Annotated in this window: 17 protein-coding genes; 8 read left to right on the top strand and 9 right to left on the bottom strand. The window is 41.2% G+C overall.

Annotated elements, in window-relative coordinates:
- Positions 1–57 precede the first annotated feature (57 nt).
- On the bottom strand, positions 58–3,246 hold the full coding sequence (locus CWD77_RS10715; RefSeq protein WP_101073571.1) for a SusC/RagA family TonB-linked outer membrane protein: 3,189 nt from the start codon (positions 3,244–3,246) through the stop codon (positions 58–60).
- A gap of 732 nt (positions 3,247–3,978) precedes the next feature.
- Between CWD77_RS10715 and CWD77_RS15570 the strand changes: the two genes are divergently transcribed.
- Positions 3,979–4,143 (top strand): hypothetical protein, encoded by a 165-nt coding sequence (locus CWD77_RS15570; RefSeq protein WP_165779134.1) that lies wholly within the window; start codon positions 3,979–3,981, stop codon positions 4,141–4,143.
- A gap of 85 nt (positions 4,144–4,228) precedes the next feature.
- Here the strand turns inward: CWD77_RS15570 and CWD77_RS10720 are convergent, their stop codons facing one another.
- Positions 4,229–5,080: a proline dehydrogenase family protein gene (locus tag CWD77_RS10720; protein ID WP_101073572.1), complete on the bottom strand. Its 852-nt coding sequence runs from the start codon at positions 5,078–5,080 to the stop codon at positions 4,229–4,231.
- 271 nt (positions 5,081–5,351) lie between these two features.
- On the opposite strand from CWD77_RS10720, the gene CWD77_RS10725 reads away from it, so the two are divergent.
- The 6 genes from CWD77_RS10725 to CWD77_RS10745 all read left to right on the top strand — a co-directional run bounded on the left by CWD77_RS10725 (position 5,352) and on the right by CWD77_RS10745 (position 10,045).
- Positions 5,352–6,293, top strand: a complete 942-nt coding sequence (locus tag CWD77_RS10725) for a DUF4097 family beta strand repeat-containing protein (protein ID WP_101073573.1) — start codon at positions 5,352–5,354, stop codon at positions 6,291–6,293.
- A 173-nt stretch (positions 6,294–6,466) separates the two neighbouring features.
- Entirely contained in the window at positions 6,467–6,598 is a 132-nt protein-coding gene (locus tag CWD77_RS15720; RefSeq protein ID WP_276307522.1) for a hypothetical protein, read from the top strand.
- A gap of 3 nt (positions 6,599–6,601) precedes the next feature.
- The gene (locus CWD77_RS10730; protein WP_101073574.1) at positions 6,602–7,078 is read left to right on the top strand and encodes a cytochrome c oxidase subunit II; all 477 of its coding nucleotides are present in this window, start codon (positions 6,602–6,604) and stop codon (positions 7,076–7,078) included.
- Complete coding sequence (locus CWD77_RS10735) at positions 7,078–8,769, top strand: cbb3-type cytochrome c oxidase subunit I (RefSeq protein WP_101073575.1); 1,692 nt, start codon at positions 7,078–7,080, stop codon at positions 8,767–8,769. The genes CWD77_RS10730 and CWD77_RS10735 overlap by 1 nt, the downstream gene beginning before the upstream one ends.
- A 7-nt stretch (positions 8,770–8,776) precedes the next feature.
- Entirely contained in the window at positions 8,777–9,388 is a 612-nt protein-coding gene (locus CWD77_RS10740; RefSeq protein WP_101073576.1) for an SCO family protein, read from the top strand.
- A gap of 84 nt (positions 9,389–9,472) precedes the next feature.
- The gene (locus tag CWD77_RS10745) at positions 9,473–10,045 is read left to right on the top strand and encodes a plastocyanin/azurin family copper-binding protein (RefSeq protein ID WP_101073577.1); all 573 of its coding nucleotides are present in this window, start codon (positions 9,473–9,475) and stop codon (positions 10,043–10,045) included.
- 59 nt (positions 10,046–10,104) lie between these two features.
- Here CWD77_RS10745 and CWD77_RS10750 read toward each other — a convergent pair whose 3' ends face one another.
- The 7 genes from CWD77_RS10750 to CWD77_RS10780 form a co-directional block, all read right to left on the bottom strand.
- A complete protein-coding gene (locus tag CWD77_RS10750; RefSeq protein WP_101073578.1) occupies positions 10,105–11,022 on the bottom strand; it encodes a serine hydrolase in 918 nt (305 codons plus the stop codon).
- Between the two features lie 30 nt (positions 11,023–11,052).
- A complete protein-coding gene (locus CWD77_RS10755) occupies positions 11,053–12,435 on the bottom strand; it encodes a sodium/glutamate symporter family protein (protein ID WP_101073579.1) in 1,383 nt (460 codons plus the stop codon).
- A gap of 1 nt (position 12,436) precedes the next feature.
- The gene (locus tag CWD77_RS10760) at positions 12,437–13,567 is read right to left on the bottom strand and encodes a lysophospholipid acyltransferase family protein (protein ID WP_165779135.1); all 1,131 of its coding nucleotides are present in this window, start codon (positions 13,565–13,567) and stop codon (positions 12,437–12,439) included.
- Positions 13,568–13,678: 111 nt separating this feature from the next.
- On the bottom strand, positions 13,679–16,129 hold the full coding sequence (locus CWD77_RS10765; RefSeq protein WP_101073581.1) for a zinc-dependent metalloprotease: 2,451 nt from the start codon (positions 16,127–16,129) through the stop codon (positions 13,679–13,681).
- Between the two features lie 84 nt (positions 16,130–16,213).
- A complete protein-coding gene (locus tag CWD77_RS10770) occupies positions 16,214–17,323 on the bottom strand; it encodes a serine hydrolase domain-containing protein (RefSeq protein ID WP_165779136.1) in 1,110 nt (369 codons plus the stop codon).
- Between the two features lie 195 nt (positions 17,324–17,518).
- Positions 17,519–17,995: an ankyrin repeat domain-containing protein gene (locus CWD77_RS10775; protein ID WP_101073583.1), complete on the bottom strand. Its 477-nt coding sequence runs from the start codon at positions 17,993–17,995 to the stop codon at positions 17,519–17,521.
- Positions 17,996–18,358: 363 nt separating this feature from the next.
- Positions 18,359–19,918 (bottom strand): Ppx/GppA phosphatase family protein, encoded by a 1,560-nt coding sequence (locus CWD77_RS10780; RefSeq protein WP_101073893.1) that lies wholly within the window; start codon positions 19,916–19,918, stop codon positions 18,359–18,361.
- A gap of 80 nt (positions 19,919–19,998) precedes the next feature.
- Between CWD77_RS10780 and CWD77_RS10785 the strand changes: the two genes are divergently transcribed.
- Entirely contained in the window at positions 19,999–20,982 is a 984-nt protein-coding gene (locus tag CWD77_RS10785; protein WP_101073584.1) for a YheT family hydrolase, read from the top strand.
- Positions 20,983–20,997: the final 15 nt, after the last annotated feature.

The following is a 20,997-nucleotide window of genomic DNA, read 5'->3' on the forward strand; positions in this document are numbered from 1 at the left end:
TTCTATTATCTTTTTTGTTGATCTTTTAATTTCGTTAAATCAAAAATTACCATTGTTTTAGAAAGAAGCTTTTAAAGTCATTGAGAACGTTCTGAGCAGTGGCGTACCGTAGGTATCCATGCCGCCGCCAAAGTTCTCATATAATCCACCGTCATTGCCAGTGCTTCCTTCTCCTGTGGCAAGTGGATCAACCCCTCCATACTTGGTCCAGAGAGCTAGATTATTTCCTGTTGCAGTTATAGTGGCGCTTGTGAGTCCAAATTCTTCTACAAAGGTTACTGGCAAGCTGTATGACACACTTAAATTTGACCAACGAATATAATCAGCTTGTTCAACCTCATTAAGACCGTCAAATGGAGATAGAGCCACCATTTCATTTACCCATCTTTTACCTGCTTCAATTCTTTCGGCCGTTGTAGTTGCGGGGTTTTTCAGAATGGACTCCAACTCAGTTGATTCCATAAAATTTCGGCCAATACCAGCATTTGTTCTTCTGAATGCGTCGGTCAGGTTATGATGATAGTAGTTCCCGGTTGCGTATTGAAACCGTGTACTCAATGAAAAACCATTCAAGAATCTAGTACTAAAACCAAATGATCCTTCCCAATCAGGAGTCGGTTTTCCTAAATAGTGATCCAAGTAAGATGATCCTCCTGGTAATGCTTCACCATTTGGTCCAGCAACCATTATGTAGGCATTAAGAGTACTTGGATCAACCGGATTTGAAAAAAATGCTTCTAGTTCAGCCTGATTTGATGGAGTTCCGTTTCCACTCAGATCAAAAGGAAAATCAATTCCCTCAGGTAACTTAGTTCCAAAATATGAACCCGGCGAATACCCCTCTTTTATGAACATTCGATCCCGTATATACCCAGCATCTACTTTTATAGAAGGGGTTCCGCCAAGGCTTGTTACCTGTTCATATAGATATGCTGTATTTGCAAATATGTTTAAAGAAAAATTCGACTTTTCAATTACATTGTAATCAGCAGATATTTCGACACCTCTACCTTCCAATTCTCCTACATTTGTAAGTTGAGGAGTTGTAAACCCACCAGAGGGAGAATATGATCTGTCAATCAAGGCATCTTTGACCACCCGGTCCCAATAAGTTGCCTCAATACTAAAACGTTCATCAAAAAGCCCTAGGTCAAACCCTACTTCCCACTCTGTTGCTGTCTCAGGCTTTAGATCATCATTACCCAAGTTGCCTGGATTAATACCAGAACCCTCTGGTGAACTTACAGGTGTAAAAGTTTTAAACCTGTCAAAGGCTCCAGGCTGCTGGCCCGATTGACCTATTGCTGCTCGCAGACGAAATGTTGAAATATTTGATACAGAAGTATTAAATGCTTCAAAGGGAAGAAAAGATAGTGACAATTTCGGATACGTTGCATAATTAAACTCATCACCAAATGCACTACTAGCATCCAATCGAACACCAACTGTCCAATACATCCAATCTTTGTATTCAATCTGATCTTGGGCAAAAATACCAAGATTTGTTACTTCCTGGAATGCAGAATTACTTGATTGTGATGCTGTTGCACCCAATACCGATAACCCAGGACCTGAAAAATTATTACCTGTCGAACTTGTTGAATTTGTTTCTTCACTGTATCCCTGAAAACCAGCAACAAACGAATTTTTTAGATTTTGATTAAAATCAAAATTCCAGTTAATCTTACCTTCATAAGACCAGATTAACTGTTGCCTGTTCCCAATTGAAATAGTACCATCTTTGCTTGGTGCAACTCCGTCAACTGCATAACCAAATGGCGAATAATCCGTACTTCGTTGATCTCTATAGTCCACGCCAAATGTAGCATCTACAGATAATCCTTCTGTTATAAAATAATCTGTCTGAAGTACGAGACGACCTTGATTTGCATTATCTGATATTTCAGGATATGTCCCCTCCCTTACAGTTGCAAATACGGCCCCAAATGTATCAAACTGACTATTTAAACCCACTCTTTCTGGTTTTGAATATCTAGCTGTACTTGTAGGAGTATAAATGGTTATACCTGTCCCATAAACACTGGTATTCGAATTGGTATATGATGTTTGAACCCGGAACCGAAGTTCATCCGTAGGAATAAAATTCAGATTACCATTAAAGTATAGTTTTTTATATACGTCATCTGCACCTCCTACTGCGCCACCGTTAAACGTGCTTGACTGAGGGTTAAATGGGCCATCTGTGTGAGAATAACTTAAGTTCGCAAAATATGTCATACCCTCGCCACCACCTTGTACTCCAGCCGAAAACTCCTGTCCTATCCCTGTACTGTACAAATCAATCAGCTGAAATGGTGATTCAAATGGCTCATAAAAATCGACATCCAAGCCAAGAACATCACGAACACGTTGTTGTTCATCAGCAGTTTCCGCAAAACCGGTATTTCGTTTAAACCGGTCCGGCATTTGGATAAATCGTGTAGTGTATTCAGCATTAAATCTTGGTGCAGACTCAGTTGCACCTTGTTTTGTGAAAATCTGAATTACTCCGGAGTTAGCCTGAGAGCCGTAAAGCGTTGCGGCAGCAGGTCCTTTTAAGATTTCAACCCTTTCTACAGCATCAAAATTAATATTGGAAAGTGCAGAAGGAGCACCTAATCCACCGGCTCCTACACCAGGGGCGAAACCACCAAGTCCTTGTACGCGAACGCCGTCAACGTAGATTACTGGCTGGTTACTCATAGAAATACTCGAAGTACCACGAATTCTTATTTTTGGCTCCTGATCCACCATACCACTTTGAAGGTTCACATTTACTCCCGCAATTTTCCCTTGCAGTGCATCCTGAATAGAGCTAGATGCCGCGAACTCTTCTCCTTCAAAGTCAACTGAAGAAACTGTGTGGCCAAGAGATCTTTTTGATACCTCTCCACCAGTACCTGTAACAACGAGCTCATCTAAACCTACAGTTGCTTGGCTCAATTCAAAGTTAACAACTGTTATTTCACCATCATTTACATCTACTTCTCTTGTAACCGGCTGATAACCAATGTACCTAGTCCTTACCTCTACAAAACCAACTGGAACATTTGTTATTTCATAATAGCCATCTAAGTTTGTTGAAGCACCAATCGTTCTATCTTCTAAATCTATAATTACATTAACTCCTGGCAATGGTTCGCCTGAAATATCAGTAACATTTCCTTGAATGGTACCACTTTGAGCAAATCCAAGTTGAATTGACAACTGTATAACTAGAATAGGTAGTAACAAGTATTTCATCATCTATCGAGATTTAAATTTAAATTTAACCACACCAAACTAAATTAACATTTACCCTGGTAATTAGAGCATTGTTATTCGTGTTTGAACTGAAGTAAGTCATACAAAAATGATTAATCAACTATTCAGTATAAAAATCGGCTTATAAGTCCTTAAATCAGGTCTTTGTTTAATCCTTGCAATTTCAATTAAATGGTTTTATATATCTGATTTCCAAATCTAACAAGTGAATTTCATGCCCATGTCTAAGAATCTATCTTGCCTTTAACTACAAGATCAAACTGTATACTCTCAAGAAAAGCGCTTTTTTAACATTATTTATCATACATTATATTTGAAATGTATACACAATTTTTCTCCGCTTTAAGAAAAATGTCTTTTGCTGCTTGAAGCGTATCAAAACATTTTCCTTAGTGGGGTAAAACTTAAATTTCTGATTTTAGAATCTTAAGTTTCATCAGAAACTGAATTAAAAATAATTACCAGTTTTTTACTAAATATGCCTTCACCCGATCTATCTGACTGGTTCGGTGGCAACCACTATCAGATCATCTCAATTTAAATTCATTTCTCTGTCAATTTTCCAATCATAGAATTTGAAAAATCCAATGATAATGGCAAACGATAAAATTCAGTAGTCTCAAAAAGCGAATCGAGGGTTTATTCTTGGATTTCGTAGCAAAAATTTCCGCACTCATTTGAATTCATCGTGGCAGCAGGCTGATTGCATCTTTCGTGCCCGTATTTAAAATTTACATTGCCGCAGCGTATGCCATCGCTGACGTTGTGAAGGAACCGAATGAAGATAAAATCATACCGGGACCTTTTGATGAAGGAGTTGCAGAAGGAGTTGCAGAAGCTGTTGCAAAAGCGGTAAGCGTAACGGCGGTAAGTGATTAATCAGCTTACCCGCACTTAAAACAACAAAGGCAGAGTCTAAAGCTCTGCCTTTTTTGTTTCATGTCAATATACCGCAGCTATCTTTTTACTTCTTAAACATTGTGCTAAAAACAAAAAAGATATTCTCTTTTCTCTCTAACAAGCGACGTTTAAAGTATGGAAACCACATGGTTCCATACGGCACGTAAACCCGGGTATTGTATCCATCTTTGGTGAGTTGCTCCATAGTTTCTTCGCGAAGTCCGTACAGCATCTGAATTTCATAACGCGCTTTACCAATCTTATTCTCTTCGGTGTACTCTTTTACCCATTCAATCAATTCATCATCGTGGGTGGCAATTCGCGGAAAGGTCGTTTTCTCCAGTAGTACTTTTGTATACTCTTTAAATGCTTCCCGTATGGCGGGCATATTTTGAAGTGCCACTCTTTCCGGTTCATTATAGGCACCTTTACATAGTCGAACATCGGCACCCAATTCGGCTAGATCGGCAATATCTTCTTTGGTTCTGTGCAGGTATGCCTGAATAACAATCCCCACATGTTTTCCATACTGCTTAAATGCCTCTTTATAGATGTCGATTGTTTGCTGAGTGTAATCCGATCCTTCCATGTCAATCCGGACAAAAGAGTCTAATCGCTTAGCTTCATCCAGTAACGTGTACAGGTTTTCTCTACAGTACTCGCTATCAATATCCAGCCCAAGCATGGTCAGCTTGATTGAAATAGTACTTTTAAGACCGGCATCACTAATATCGTTCAACAGTCGGATATACTCCTTTACTGTTTCATCCGCTGTCGTTTTCTTCTTTACGTTCTCACCGAGCAGATCCAGTGTTACTTTAATTCCTTTTTTATTCAGGGCTTTAATTTTTGGAACAGCAGACTCAAACGTCTCTCCGGCAACAAACCGTTTTGCAAGTATAAAGGGTAATTTCATGTCATTTTATTTTGGTAGAAAATCGGTTGTAATAATAATGAAATCAGTCGTCACAAACATCAGGCAATTCCTGATACGAAATTCTTTTTAAACATACTGAAACACTTCTACACCTGGCCTCGTAACAAGAAATAAGTTTCAATTTAAATCAAGAAGCCATGAAAAATCACCTATCCCTCGACCAAGAACATGTTTACATATACAAACTGACAGCAAGTTTGATTTTGCTGTATATACTAATCCTGTTAAACTTTTAATCTTTTTTTCTGCTATGAGTCATAAAATTCTACCTTTTTATTTGTTACTGATTGCACTGCTTTTTTTTACTGCAACCTCACTTTATGGTCAAAATGAGCAGGATGCTTACAGAGTTGAAACTTTTTCCACTTCAAATGCACCGTCTGTCGACATAAAGACCTCAGGAGGTTCAATAACTCTGCACGGACACGAAAGCAACGAAGTGAAAGTTTTGATGTACGTTAAGCGTGGACGAAGTTTTCTATCTCCATCCAATACAGACTTATCCGATTACGAAATCGAAGTTGATATTTCACAAACCGGAGATCACATAACAGCATCCGCAAAACGTGAGGGTCGGTTTTTAAACCTTTTCAGGGGTGGAAACAATGTCTCAATTTCATTTGAAGTTTATGCCCCTGAAGGTACCTCGGTTGAAGGAAATACGAGCGGCGGAAGTGTATCTGCAGAAAATATTCACAATAGCCTGATTCTGAACACAAGTGGTGGCAGCATCACTGCCAGTAACGCATCCGGAAATATTTCTTTACGAACTTCCGGAGGCAGTATTTCGCTTGAGGATCTCTCGGGGTCGATATCTGCAAAAACCAGTGGCGGTTCTATAACCACCGATCGGGTTTATGGAACTTCTGATCTGTCAACTTCCGGCGGGTCTGTTCGTATCAGTGACAGTGGAGGAAAATTATCGGCATCAACAAGCGGAGGCTCTATTCGCGCTGATTTCTCAGAATTCACCGACGATATCGATTTGAGAACCAGTGGTGGAAGTATCCGCATAAATATCCCCCCAACCGAGCATTTTGATCTTGACCTGAGTGCTACGAGAGTAGAAACTGAATTGCGTAATTTTACGGGCCGATCAGAACGCAACTCAATCAACGGAAAAATTGGTAACGGCGGACCGAAAATAACCGCCAGAACCTCAGGCGGAAGAATTACTTTGAATTACATTTAATAAGCAAAATTACTGTATCCACTTGAATAGTCTTCCATTACGAAATGGGGGACTATTTTTTTCTCTCCTTTTTATAATTTTTTTGTTTTTGGACAAGCTTGTCTTTTTACTTTAACGTATTAATTCTCTTACTTTCGATTTTGTCATTTTTAAAATCTTAAAACGGAGACAATATGGGGAATAAAGACACAGAACACGATGAGGAATTTCGTCCAAAAGGCGCTGTTGCTTTCTTCATTCTATTAATGATTTTCTTTTCTGTTGTATGGTTTGCACTCTACTTCGAACTGATGGGGAGGATCTAAGCCATGGATAAGTCAGAAAAATTAGCTCTATCTCTAAGCGGGCTCCTTCTATTAGTATTCTTTGGAGCGCTCATGTACGCAGCTGTTGCAGAGGATGTTGAGGTACCTACCTGTATCACAGACATGGACCCATTTACGAGTGACACACTATTCCAAACAAGTGAAGATGTATACGAAATTCATATGGTTGCCAGAATGTGGGCATTTCAGCCATCAACCATTCGGCTTCCGGCAGGATCAACCGTAGATCTTTATGTTACCTCTCAGGATATCATCCACGGTTTTAAGGTTGAACGAAAAAATGTAAACCTCATGGCTGTACCCGGAGCTATCAATTATATAAGAGTGAAATTTGATGAACCGGGTGAATACTTCTTTGCCTGTCACGAATTTTGCGGTGCAGCTCACCACACAATGGCAGGCCGATTTGTAATTGAAGAGAATGTAGATGAACCTGAAACCATAGGAGGTAAATTATAATGAGCGATTACTCATTCAGATTTTCCAAATCATCTAAGTACCTGAACGCCACTCTGATTATCATTCCTATGATCCTGTTGTTCATCGGGGTTTATGGTGGACTCATGCAAACTTTATTCAGGGCAGGTATCATTCAAAGCGATCCCTTTGTAGGTGGCGACTATTACAAAGGACTCACTTTTCATGGTGTTTTAAACGCAATTGTCTTTACCACATTTTTTGCTGTAGCACTCGGTAATGCGCTTGTTTCTTACTCTCTCCAAAAACAGTTGAACACAAAGATTGCATGGGCATCGGGTATCATGATGTTGGTGGGTTCTGTGGTTGCAGCAGTTGTTATATTAATTGGAGAAGCCACTGTACTCTACACATTCTATCCACCGCTAAAAGCACATCCGCTATTTTATATAGGTCTTACACTGTTGGTTGTGGGCTCCTGGGTTGCCTTTTACAACTGGATTCCAATGTATCTCGAGTGGCGACATGAAAATAAGGGCAAAAAAACACCGCTTGCCGTTGTTGGGATGTTTACCACATTTATTATCTGGTTTATTGCGACACTGGCAGTTGCAACAGAAATTCTGTTTATGCTTCTTCCCTGGTCTCTTGGCCTGGTTGATGAAGTAAATGTTATGCTAGCCAGAACACTTTTCTGGTTCTTTGGTCACCCGCTGGTTTACTTCTGGCTACTGCCTGCATATGTGATGTACTATGTATTTATGCCAAAACTGGCCGGTGGTAAGCTTTATTCAGACATGGCCGGACGTTTAGTATTCATGCTGTTTATCGTATTCTCCATACCGGTAGGTACACACCACCAGTACATGGATCCTGCAATTAGCTCACAATGGAAACTCCTCCATGGTATTTTCACGTTTGCCGTAGCACTGCCAAGTTTAATTACCGCATTCACACTTGCTGCCTCACTCGAACATGCAGGACGAAACAACGGTGCTAAAGGATTGTTCGGTTGGATGTGGAAACTCCCCTATTTCGATAAAGAAAAATGGTTTTTCTCATTCCTCATTACCGGTTTGATCATCTTTATCTTTGGTGGAATTGGCGGTATCATCAACGCTTCATACTCCATGAACACGGTTGTTCACAATACTGCTTGGGTGCCCGGTCACTTTCACCTTACGGTAGCCGGCCCGGTATTACTCGCCTTCCTGGGAGGTAGTTTGTATTTGGTTGGCCAGTTTATGGGCAAAAAAATTCGCTTAAAGGGCCTGGCCATGATTACACCCTACATTTACACGGTAGGTTTGCTCATCATGTCGTACGGTTTAAAAATTGGCGGACTAAAAGGCATGCCCCGAAGAACCAATACCGGCGCTTCCTATGCCAATCCGGACAGTGTTCTCTACCAGCCTGACTGGATAGCATATATTGATATGAGTGTGATAGGCGGCTCCATAATGTTTATAGGGATTGTGATCTATCTGATATCATTTTTCGGAACTGTGTTTTCTAAAAGCGATTCTTCGGAAGAAGGCTCCGTTGTTACTTTTCCGATTTCAGAACCGCTTCATGATGAACCTGCAACATGGCTAAGAAACTTTAAGCCGTTTATTATCATGGTAATCATCTTAATCGTACTGTCGTACACACCGGTAATTTATGATGTTATCACAACCACTTACGATACATCATTGCCATTTTCACCTAATAGCCCGGTTCCACTGAGGTAATTGTATCATGTTAAAAAGAAGAACTCTCTTCTACGTTTGGCTTACTATTGCAGCGGGGATTGTGCTGGTCACTTTCCCCGGTTGCGATAGCTTATCTATCAAACAATCTCTCAGTGAGGATGAATACCTGCTGGTTGATCAGGATAGCAGCTCGGTATCATTTCCCGAAGTTTACAGCGGTAACGTGATGCTGGTTGGGTACGTTTATACTCATTGCCCTGATATCTGTCCCATGATCACATACAACATGCGGGATGTTCAGCGTGCCCTTCCAGATCAGGATGATTTTATGCTAGTCAGCGTTTCGTTTGATCCGGATAGAGATACACCGGCAATTCTGAAAGATTACGCTAATAACTATCGTTTAGATCAAAGCTCCTGGAAACTTCTAACCGGGGATAAATCTGAAGTTGAATCTCTTCTTGAAACTTTAAATATAATCACGATAAAAACACCCACAAGCTTTACTGAAGAGGATAAACCGGTATATTTTATTGATCATACCGATCGAGTTACTTTAATTGACAGAGACGGAAATGTCAGGAAACATTATTCAGGAAGTGAGTTTAATGCCGATGAAGTAAAAGCTGACATTTTAAGATTATTACAGGATTCGTAGTTAACCTGTGAATGCTATATATTTTATTATTGTTTATATATAGGATATAATCAACAACTAATCATAAAAGAACAAAACATTAAGATGAAAAAAGTACTCATTCATTCATTTCTACTATTATTTGTCGTTGCTTTCGCAGCTTGCGGCGGAGGGGAATCAACGGAACAGGCACCAGCAGAAGAGCAGGCAGCAGGAGAGCAAGCAGCTGAAGATGATGGTGTAAGAACTATAAACCTTATAGGTACTGATGATTTAAAATTCGCTGTTGAAGGAGAGCAAGAAGGACTCGTTACCGGCGGAACAACAGGCCAGTATGTAATCCTGGAAGCTATTGAAGCCGCTCCGGGCGAAGAGATCAGAATTAATCTGAGAACTGAAAGTACAATGCCTCCAACTGCAATGTCTCACAACTTCGTTTTAGTTGAAATGGGAACAGACGTTGATGAGTTTGCAAGAGAATCATTAGGCGCTCGCGATAATGACTACATCTCACCAAATTTTGAGGATAACATTATTGTTTCTACTTCAATGTTAGGAAACGGTGAATCAGACACAGTTACTTTTACAGTACCTGATGAGCCGGGCGAATATGACTTTATTTGCACCTTCCCAGGACACTTTGCAGGTGGAATGGTTGGTAAACTGATTGTTGAGTAAATTAACAAGATCACTTCACTGTGATAAAGGCTGTGATTCGAAAGATTCACAGCCTTTTTTTATTTGTGATATCGTTTCAACTCCCGGTTAGGCACCCAGTTGGAATTTGGCTCAAAATGGTTGTATAGAAGTGCCGATAAATTCCGGATGAGTACCCACGCTTCATTATCATACTCATAGCTACTGTCTTCCTGATTTTTTGTAATGACTGAGAAGAGATAATCCCCTGATGGAGCATTTACCAATAAAACCTCAGACCGGGAAGCCCTGACAGCCCCATTTTTGGAAGCAACATTCACTGTTGGCGGTATTTGAGAAAGAGCTTCACCATCCCAGTAGTTGCGCGACATTATTCTATACATCTGTTCACAGGCATGTGAGCTCACCACCTCACCTCTGTAAATTTGCCCCACAAGCCGTGCAATTTCTCGAGGAGTAGTCTGACCCCAACCGTAAGTTTCAAAGTCCTCACCCCTATCTTCAGTGCGTGAGTTCACACGGGTTGCCACGTAGCCATGGTCTGCTAACCATTGATTAATTTCCGTTCCGGTCCCTGCTAGATATTGATTCCAAAGACTTGCAGTATTATTGGATGTAGACATCATCATATGAACCAGTTCAGATAGAGATACTTCTGTACCCGGAATCAAATTACTGATGATATCTCCCGAGTATTCATACTCCGGTTCAGGACCGTAGTCCAGTTCCATCTGATACTCTAACTCTCCCTGTTCAATTTTATCAAAAATCTTCACCAAAATTGGAATTTTTACCATGCTCGCTGTTGGAAATATCGTATCGGCATTTACTTCAAACTCTGCACCACTTTCCAGATCCTTAACATAGATCCCGATATCACCATTAAATCCCTTGGTTAATTCAAGTATTTGCTCTGTCGGCAAATCTGATCGGTCATTTCCGTTGCAGCCCACAATTGAAATAAACAGTATGAAAAGAGTAACCTTGCGATATTTCATAAACCTCTCCGCGGATTTTCTAAGAAGTAACTATTGTTTTTTAGGTTTTCGAAGATACTGCCAGAAAAAAGAGATCAGTCCCAGGTATAAAATTAACGTAAACAGTACGGCCAAAAACCCCTCGTTGATATCAGAAAAATAGTGAACCGGTGCATTGATAAGAATTAAAAGTGGAAATCCGAATATCAGGGCCAATCCGCTACCATAAACCAGATTAAAACTGACAGGAGATTTCATTGTTGGATCAAGTATGCGAAGCAAAACTAATCCGGATTGCAGTGTACCGGTCATATTTCCAAAAATTGCCGCAAATCGCTCCAGCCTAAACTGGTTAAATGCACTCTTTGTCATCATCTGTATCAGTAGCCAGGTAGCTAAGATCGCAAAAAGAGAAATACTGAGTAACGGAACCCAGTATTGCGCTACTACCGCAAAACTGATTGCAGCCACAGATGCCACAATCATAAAATCCATAAAAAGATTTGAACATCGGGTCATTGTAACATCATCGATGTATTTACTCGCCTGAATTGAATCAAATCCTTTTCGCATGCTAATGGCAATAATCGCCGCTGCGATAAAATGGAATGACCATAAGGTTGTTACCTCTTGCTCAGACCCAATCCAAACCAATCCCGCTTCCATCACTTTTAAAACACCATATGTAACGACATAGGTGAACCCAATCAATCCAATATGAAAAGTAAAAGACTCGATAGATTCCGGCGACGTAGTGATTTTTTCCTCTGAATTTCCCACCGGATTCTTTACTAATCCTGACCGTACATCTTCCGAAAGCCCCTCATCTGAGTTCACATATTTGGCCTCTCCATTCCTAATTCCTGCTCTAACCAGCCAGATTCCCATCGTATATGCTGCCAAAAATCCAAACGCAGCAAATGTAAGCCCTACAATTCCACCGGACTGAAAACCAAACTGCTCCCAGTTCTGACCAATAGAAAATGCAATTCCCGGATTCATCCCGAATGAGAGGGGAGCTAAAAGGCCGATTCCCGCGAAAAGATCCGGCATGATGGTGTAGATTAAAATAAAAGCGATAGCCAGGCCGATGATAGCCTGTATTAAATAGGATGAAATGAAGATCAATCCGAACTTTACGGACGACAATCCCAGCCTTTTTTTGGGAGCCCGTAAACCCAGAGCAATGAAAAGAAGTGCAAGCAGATGGTAAACATACACACCCAGTCGTTCAGAAGTTAAATCAATCCACCCGAGCCCGTTCATCCCAATAAATAGCCCAACCGTTCCGGCAAGAAGATTAGCGGGAATCAGATATTTCTGTAAAAAAGGAATCTTTTTTCTCAACAGTGTACCGGCAATAAGCAGCGCTCCAAGCCATGCAAAATCGAGGAAAAATTGTGCCGCAGTAAACTGTAACGTCCAGGATTCCATGCTATATACTCTTTACCGCATTTTCACCTTTGTTAAGTCTTCGAATGTACCGCTGCCACTGCAGTGCACTCTGACCCTCCAGGTTAATTTGCAAAGTTGATTCTGTAGTTGTCACTGTAAGTTTGTGATTCTGTTCAATCGAAGTGTATTGAATGTCTTGAATTGGGATCTCAAAATGATCTGACCCACTGAAAATTTTTAAGACATCTTTCCGTAGTTCTGTATTTGATCGTCCGACATTTACCAACTTATGATTCTCATCAATCTTGTATAATTCGGCACCTGATTTTTCCAGCAGTAAATCATCTTTCATAAAAACCATCGGCATTTGATTAATCCTCTCAAAAAGATCAATCAAAGAGTGCTCTTCACCGTCCGCATCAACAAGTCTTGACGATGCAGTCATCCGGTAGCTCATCGCGGAGGTTCTACTGCACACTCGTTCGCCATCCGGCGAGTATACCGCGCCGTTTTCACCCGTTTTAGGACATCTGTAAAGAAAGCGCTCCACACCTGCAGCAGGCTTTTTTGATTGAGGCGGACGGGTATCAATAGGTGAATGGTACTCATCAAATTCAATTTGATTGCGGCATAACCGGGCAAACTCTTCATAACAGTCAAAGTCCGAAGCATGAAGCGGATCCATAAAACGGAGCTCCATACTGCATTTCCGATAGTGATCTGCCCATCGGGGCCACCCAAGATATGAACCATGAATTTGAACCGGATGAACCGGAATATTCATTTTCCAGAACAGTTTGAGAGTCGTTTCAATCAGAGGTTTGGGTTTTCCATCCCATCGACGACCACCTTCCGGGAAAATGACGATCATTCGATTTTGATCAATCATCTTCATCACACTTCGAATAATTCCGGGCTCTGGCACATATTTGCTGGTCGGCACAATTCCGATGCTATCCATAAAAATGCGTGGAATTGTCTTATGAAATTGGTCCCTCGTCATTACACCCGCTGTGGGCTCTTTAAACATGTTCACATTGATCAAAAAAGGATCAAAGTAATTGGAGTGATTGCCATAGATAAAGCAAGGTCCTGTTTGAGGTAGATTTTCAGGATTGGTTATCCTCGGTTTAAAAAGATACTTCGCCGTCGGAATAATCGTTTTTCGCAAAAAAGCGAATGATTTTTCCGAGAACCCGCGATCATTTTTGCTAAATGTAAACCCGTCTGTCATAAATATTACTTAAGCGTATTCAATACTGAAAAATGGGAGCTTCCGATTCTAAAAATCACACCGAAGATGAAGATTTCCAGTTTCACCGCTCCCGATTGGAGATCCGGGAGGAGTGTATGGAGCCGGTGGAATCGAGTATGAATCATCACCTGACAGAAAATTCTCAATCATATCTGACGCTTGCGAGTAGTGGGCTTTCCATATCATCTCACTTTCACCCGACGATTTCTCTGCCAGTTGATCTTTCAGATGACTCAGCATGCTTCTGGACAGTGCTATTACATCAGGTGTTGCATTTTCATTACCTGCTAATCGCATGAAATTTCGTAACACCGCTACATTAATTGCTCGCTGAATGGTTCCTTCGTACCCATCCGTTTTCTCACCCATAATTGTGCCGTGAATTGTACTGCGTAAAAGATCGTGATATCCTAAACTTTCACTATCCCGTGATGACTGAAGAACAAGGCGGGCTGCACGCTGCGGGTTAAAAAGAAGTGATGCGGTATGATCTGCTGCAACTTCTGCCATGGCTACCGGATCCATTGCCGGATCGGTATAGCCTCTGAAGTTTTCACGAGATGCACCCATTCCCATCGGTTTTGGAGGAATCAAATCTAATAAGTACTCTGGAAGGGCAAGCGTTTCTACTTGCAGGGTTTTCATCACTTCATCCAGTGCGGCACGTTGAGTCTCAGCGTCAACTACTGCAGGTCCTGCCTGGCCATCCCCGCGAATCTGATAGGAATAATCCATACCGCCTACCAATTTTACCGTAGCTTCAGTTTGATATCGATGAAAGAGATAGATTGGAACGAGCACATCCTGTAAATAAGCCATTGGACGTCCCATTCGAATATTATTTTCCCCAAACTGATTGAGTGCTTTTTCACGAACGTTCAGGATATGATCCATTTGATCCACAACATCCACTCCATAATCCCAGAGGTGAGCATCGGGATGAGAACCACTCTGAGGGCGAGCTACTTCATCTGACAGGAACAGGTGTCCATGGTCGATGGTTTCTAAAATAATATCTTCAAGAGCTTCTTTCTCGTCTACGTTTTCCGGAAAGTCCTGATATCCCCAGATCACGGTGCGTTTATCCCACTCACCAATACCCATGTCGTAGGCTTCGGACAAATTCAATTCTTCATCATCAAACGAGACCATTGGGTGAGGATAATCCATTACGGAAGCTACATTATTGACGCTTGCAGCAAAGTTGTGTGTAATTCCTAAAGTATGTCCAATCTCGTGTGCGGAAAGCTGGCGAATTCGGTTGAGTGCCATCTCCAGCATTTCAGGATCCGGCTCAACACCCTCTTCGTATGGAGCCAGTAATCCTTCGGCGATCATATAATCCTGACGAACCCGCAGTGATCCAAGCAGTACATTTCCTTTGATAATCTCTCCCGTTCGGGGATCAACCACAGATGAGCCGTACGACCATCCCCTGGTTGAACGGTGCACCCAGTTGATAACATTATAACGCACATCGAGTGGATGAGCATCATCAGGCAACATTTTCACCTGAAAAGCGTCTTTATAGCCGGCCGCTTCAAAAGCCTGATTCCACCAGCGACCACCTTCAAGCAGGGCTGTTCGAACAGGTTCAGGAGTTCCATTATCCAGGTAAAAGACAATCGGTTCAACAGGTTCACTCACATCTGCTTCCGGATTTTTCTTTTCAAGCCTGTGACGAACGGCATACCGTTTTGTCATATCCTCGCCGATGGGTACACTGTAATCCTGGTAAGTAACCGGGAAAAAACCTGACCGGGGATCAAATTCACGAGGTTCGTATCCATCATCGGGGAGCTCTACAAATGAGTGGTGCAGCCTAACGGTAACGGCATCAGACGAAGGAGCTACAGAACGTAGCCATCCGCCGGCTCCATTCCCGGTAAATGTTAGCATTGTTTCAAACTCCGAGTTTTTCGGAAAATTAAATGTCCCCGGCAAATAAATTGCGGATCGAGATTTATCTACAGAGTAATTTCCTTGATTATTGCTCCGGAGACGGTCAGACACACCGTGTGCATCCTGCATCAAAAAGTCAGTAATATCAATCAATACCCTATCCCCTTCGCGTACTTCAATTTCAAAACCGTATAGTGTAGACTGTGCAAAAGCCTCTTCAATGGATTTCTGCTCAAGAGAATTCTCAGACGATGCACGATAGTCGTAATTGGGCTGAACCATCAACACTTTTGGACCCACTCGCACAAATTTAACGATCCGGGTATTACCCAACTGACTTCGATCCAGTCCGATATCATTCGAACCAACTCCGGCGGCCATTGAATTTACATAGATAAACTCCTGATCAAGTTTGTCGATTTCCAGCCAGATTTTTCCGGTATCATCATCCCACCAGAAATCAAAAAGGCCTTCATGCCTCTCCATATTCGCAGTTTTCTCAGATATGCTGTCCTGAGCAGAAGTTCCAAGTGGTAAGAGTAAAAAAGAAAAGAGCAGTAGCAGTATGTTTTTCATCCAAGATCTATTTATTTGAGTTTCATTGAATAAACGAAATGTTCACTGCATAGAAAAGAATGTTTTCCCTTAAATACCGCCTGCTCACTCAAATGTTGTAAAAAGATTTTTAAACAGAAACCGGGTAAACTCGTCCCTGAATTGAAACATATTATGCTTGCCGTCTGTATTTGTCACAGAAATTACGGCTCTATTCGATTCAGGATGAACATAAAACCAGGAGTAGTAAGAGAACTGGGTGCCGGTATGGCCAATAACCCGCATACCGTTGAACTCTTCCAAAAAGAAAGAGAGTGCCGCAGATGATTTTACTCCGTCTTTCTCTTCAATTTCAAGCTCTTTTTGCCAAAGTTCATCAAATGATGCTCTGCTCAAAACTTCATGTTCTGAACGATGTACCCCAAGCAGAAAATTGAGGTATTTAATCATATCGATGAGTGGAGCATTTAAACCGCCATTGGAAGTGGTAATTCCTGCATGAAAGTCGAACCCTCGAGCAACAGGAGTGTCATTCTTGATTTGATAACTATTGGATCGCCTCGAAAGCAGATGATATGGAGTGTGATTAAAATAGGATCGGTGCATTCCCAACGGCTTCAAAATATTCTTGTCGATATACACCTCCCAGGGATCACCGCTCAGTTTTTCAATTATTTTACCCAGAAAAATAATTGCCGGATTGGAGTAGCTATGCTTGCTTCCCGGTTCAAACTCAACTTCAGTATAGGGAAACATGGCTACGAGCTGTTCCCATTGGGTTGGTTCAAACGGATGCCAGTCCTCACTGCCACCCCACGGCCAGGTTGAATTTCGAAGTCCTGTAGAATGGTTCAGCGCCATTTGAATAGTGATCTCATCCATGCTGCCAAACGGGTTGTGAATTTTTTCCAACTCCGGCAGAAAGCTTGTCAAAGGATCATCCAGTGAAAGAAATCCCCGATCCCGCAACTGCATAATGGCAACAGCAGTGAATGTTTTGGTAATAGATGCCCAGTGAAAAATTGTTTCTTCATTCACTCTGCGCTCACTCTCCAAATCAGCGTAGCCGTGATAAACCTTTTCGCTTATTCCACCGTCTTTCAAATAAACTAAAGCGCCTCCTACAACCTCATAATCAGAAGCTTTTTTTATAAAATGATTTTCAATTTCACTCCAGTCCAACGAGTCGTGATTCTGTTGAGCAGCTGCATTCATAAATAAACACCCGGTTATGATTAACAAAAAAGAGAACAGTTGAAAGCGTAATAATTGCATGGCATCAAATAAGTTATCATCCGTTTTAAAATATCGCACCGAAACAACTTAGCCAACAATTCCGCATAAAAACAGAAAAGCCCCGAACTGCAAGGCAATCCGGGGCTTTCCGTTTAATCGGTCAGAATCAAAAAATTATCTGGCTACGCTGTTTTGGCTTTTACCATTCAGCAGATCCGCTGTTTGTGGTTGTCCGTTACGGATTGCCAATTCAGCTGCAGTGAAACCGTCCATGTTTTTTAGGGAGGTATCAGCGCCCAGCTTCATCAGCTGCTCTACAATATGAATTTGTCCCTGCTCCGATGCGATCATCAGTGCTGTGTAACCCTTATCATTCTGAAGATTTAAATTCGGATTATGAGCCAGTATTATTTTTACCATTCTTGGATTTCCAATTCTTGAAGCCAGCATTAATGCTGTGTTTCCATTTTCATCAACCGAATTAATATCTGCATCTTCTGCAAGCAGAACATTCAGACTCACGATATCGATGTTTTGAATCGCTTCAAAGATGTCATCCTTTACAACGTCAGTTGTTGAGGATTGAGCTGTTCCTGCAAATAGTGAAATAAGCAGTACAGAACTCATGATTAGTTTACTTATGAACTTCATTTTTCTTCTCGTGTAGATTTATTTTTTCCTGATTTATTATTCTTATGCCGGGTTTTTCACCAGTAGTTTTTTTAGTCAATTTGGCCGGCCTCTAATTGTGAGAATTGTAACGTTTTAAAAATACGGAAGGTTTCAGATTTTAGGGTAAATTTTACCGATACAGAAAAAGTAAATCCACTGACTAAAAAGGTGTAAAAAAGTAAATTCCGGGTATCTAATTTATTAAGTGAAATGGCTTTTTTACTTTAGATGATTAAAGTATTAACGTCTCAAAAAGCCTAAATCACCAAAAATATTTAAGAAATTGCGCGTATAACTTTTTTTATTGAGTTTTCCCGGGTGCATTTATTTCTATCTCAGTTCCTATCCCGTAATCGTCAGTTCTTTACCGGTTATTTCTTCAAAAAGGGCTCGTTTTCTCATGGCACCCCAAATCTCAAGATTTGGATCGGCTTCGGTGTTTAAAGTCAGGTTAATACTCTTATCATGAATCGTTAAATCGAACGATCGAACATTTTGATAATGACTTCGATCCAAACCATCTGCAACCCTCAATAAGGCACTGAGTTTTTTCACTCTCTCTTTAACCGACTTATCCAGTTTTTTATAGTGGGGATGTCTCGATTTTGGAGTTGACCTACGGTGATATCGGGCCACGTTTGCCATCACATCAATTTCCTCCTCTTTAAAACCCATTAAGTCTGCATTGTTGATTATATAAAGCGCGTGTTTATGATGTTTACGATGAGAAATATGATAACCGATATCATGCATCCAGGCCGCAAATTCCAATAGTTCACGATCCCCTTCCTCTAACTTCAACTGATCAAACAACTCATCAAAAAGATTTTTTGCCAGTTCAGCTACATGGCGAGAGTGGTCTTCGTGCCAGTCGCACTTGTGAACCAATTCAAGCACACTTCTTCGCCGGGGATTTTCCTCCAGCTGCATTCGGATCCCCTCGCTAAGCTCTTTTTTGATATATCTTAACACAATCCCTTCCCGAAGTGCCTGCGAGGATATTTTCACCCGTTTAATTGCAAATTGCTTCAGAATGTAGTGAACCAGAACTAAACCCGCGGGGAGTAACTTCACCCGTTTTTCATCCAGACCTTTCAGCTTTGCTCTCTTTTTTTCATTTAGCTTGATCGTTTCATCATAAAACTCAAAAAACTCGCTTGCCGTAAACTCCAATTCATTGACAGTCAAATTTGGAGTTTTATTATTTCTGTGCGCTATCATCAATGCGATGTTCTCCATTGTACCGGACGAACCGATTAAAACATCGGACCGATGGTGAGCAAAAGCTTCCGCCACATCCGTCAGCTGATTTTTATACTGATTATTCAGTACATCAATTTCACTTTTTGTGATGGGATCATGCGAAATAAAATTGGCTGTCATCCGTGCCACACCCAATTTTTTACTGCTCAGATGATAGAACTTTTCCTGATCGGCAATGATAAATTCCACACTGCCACCTCCAACGTCCATGATTAATGCGGGTCGGTCCGGCATTTGAACGCCATGTTGAACAGCCAATCCAATCAATTCCGCTTCTATTCTCCCGGGGATGGCATTAATTTTTACACCAACTTCATCAATCGCCCGCTGAATAAAATCACCGCCATTCTCTGCTTCCCTAATCGCACTGGTGGCATAAGCCAATATCGATTCAGCCTGTTGATGTTCAGCAAGCACCTTGATTTTTTCCAATGCATCAATTCCCCTATCCATAGCTTCATCAGAAAGTCTGTCACCCAGCCCTTTTTCGGCCAGCAAAACCATCTCTTTCAATTTATCTACGGTATAAAAACTTCCATCTGAAAAAATATCTACGATCAGAGCATGAAAGGAGTTGGTTCCCAAATCGATTGCCGCAATTCTCTTTACGGGGTGCCTCGGAATTGATTGGTTCATCATCAAATAACTTTCCTTATCTTCATAATTAGTTATGAAATAATACAGAATGTGCGCCGCAATTTCTTTTATTATTAGAAATAATGACAATCTCTGACTCTCAAAATTCGCAGACCGAAGTTTACACGAACGGATTCAATTCTGCTCCCTGGTGTGTAAACGGTCATGTGCACACTATTCTCTGCTCCCTGTTTTTTCAGGCACCGCATATCAAAGCACAAAAAGTACGGATCGAGACTCCAGACGGAGATTTTTTGGATCTTGATGTTACTCGACTGAATGAATCCAGTCCGGTTGCCATACTTTTCCATGGCCTTGAGGGGCACGCCCGAAGATATTACATCAAGCAGCTGTCTAAACATTTGATTGAAAGAAACTTCAGTGTAGTTGCCGTCAATTTCAGGAGTTGTGGTGGCACGATGAACCGGAACAGAAAGTATTACCATTCCGGAGAAACAGAAGACCTGCATACTGTATTTGAATGGGTTGATCAGAATTTCCCAAATGCCGAGTTCTATTCAGCAGCGGGTTTTTCTCTGGGTGCCAGTGCACTGCTAAATTACCTGAACAAACACGGGAAACATCATCTGCTCGACAGAGTAGCGGCAATCTCTACGCCATTTGAGCTGCGGAGAGGTTCACTTAATCTGGAAAATGGTTTCAACAGGCTCTACTCTAAAAGCTTTTTGGTAACGCTCGAAAAAAAATTAAAACTCAAAAAGAAGGTCTTTCCCGATCTTCCTGATTATACCGGCAACACGCTTTATGAGTTCGATGATCAAGTAACTGCACCTATTCACGGATTTGAGAATGCGGATCACTATTATGAAAGCTGCTCAAGTGCTTTTTTTATGGATAAAATTCGCACAAAAACTCTCGTCATTCACAGCCAGGATGACCCGCTGTGCCCTTTTCAATGGACTCCAATCAACGATATTCAGAAAAATCCTGTTCTTACAACCAGTTTCCCAAAAGAGGGAGGACATGTCGGCTTTTGGAGTTTACCATCCGGTTGGCTCAACAAAACAATAGGCGATTATTTTGAACACTCCTCAAATGGGAACTGATTACAACAAAATTTA

Origin of the sequence: Rhodohalobacter barkolensis, from assembly GCF_002834295.1 — a bacterium.
Lineage (GTDB): Bacteria > Bacteroidota > Rhodothermia > Balneolales > Balneolaceae > Rhodohalobacter > Rhodohalobacter barkolensis.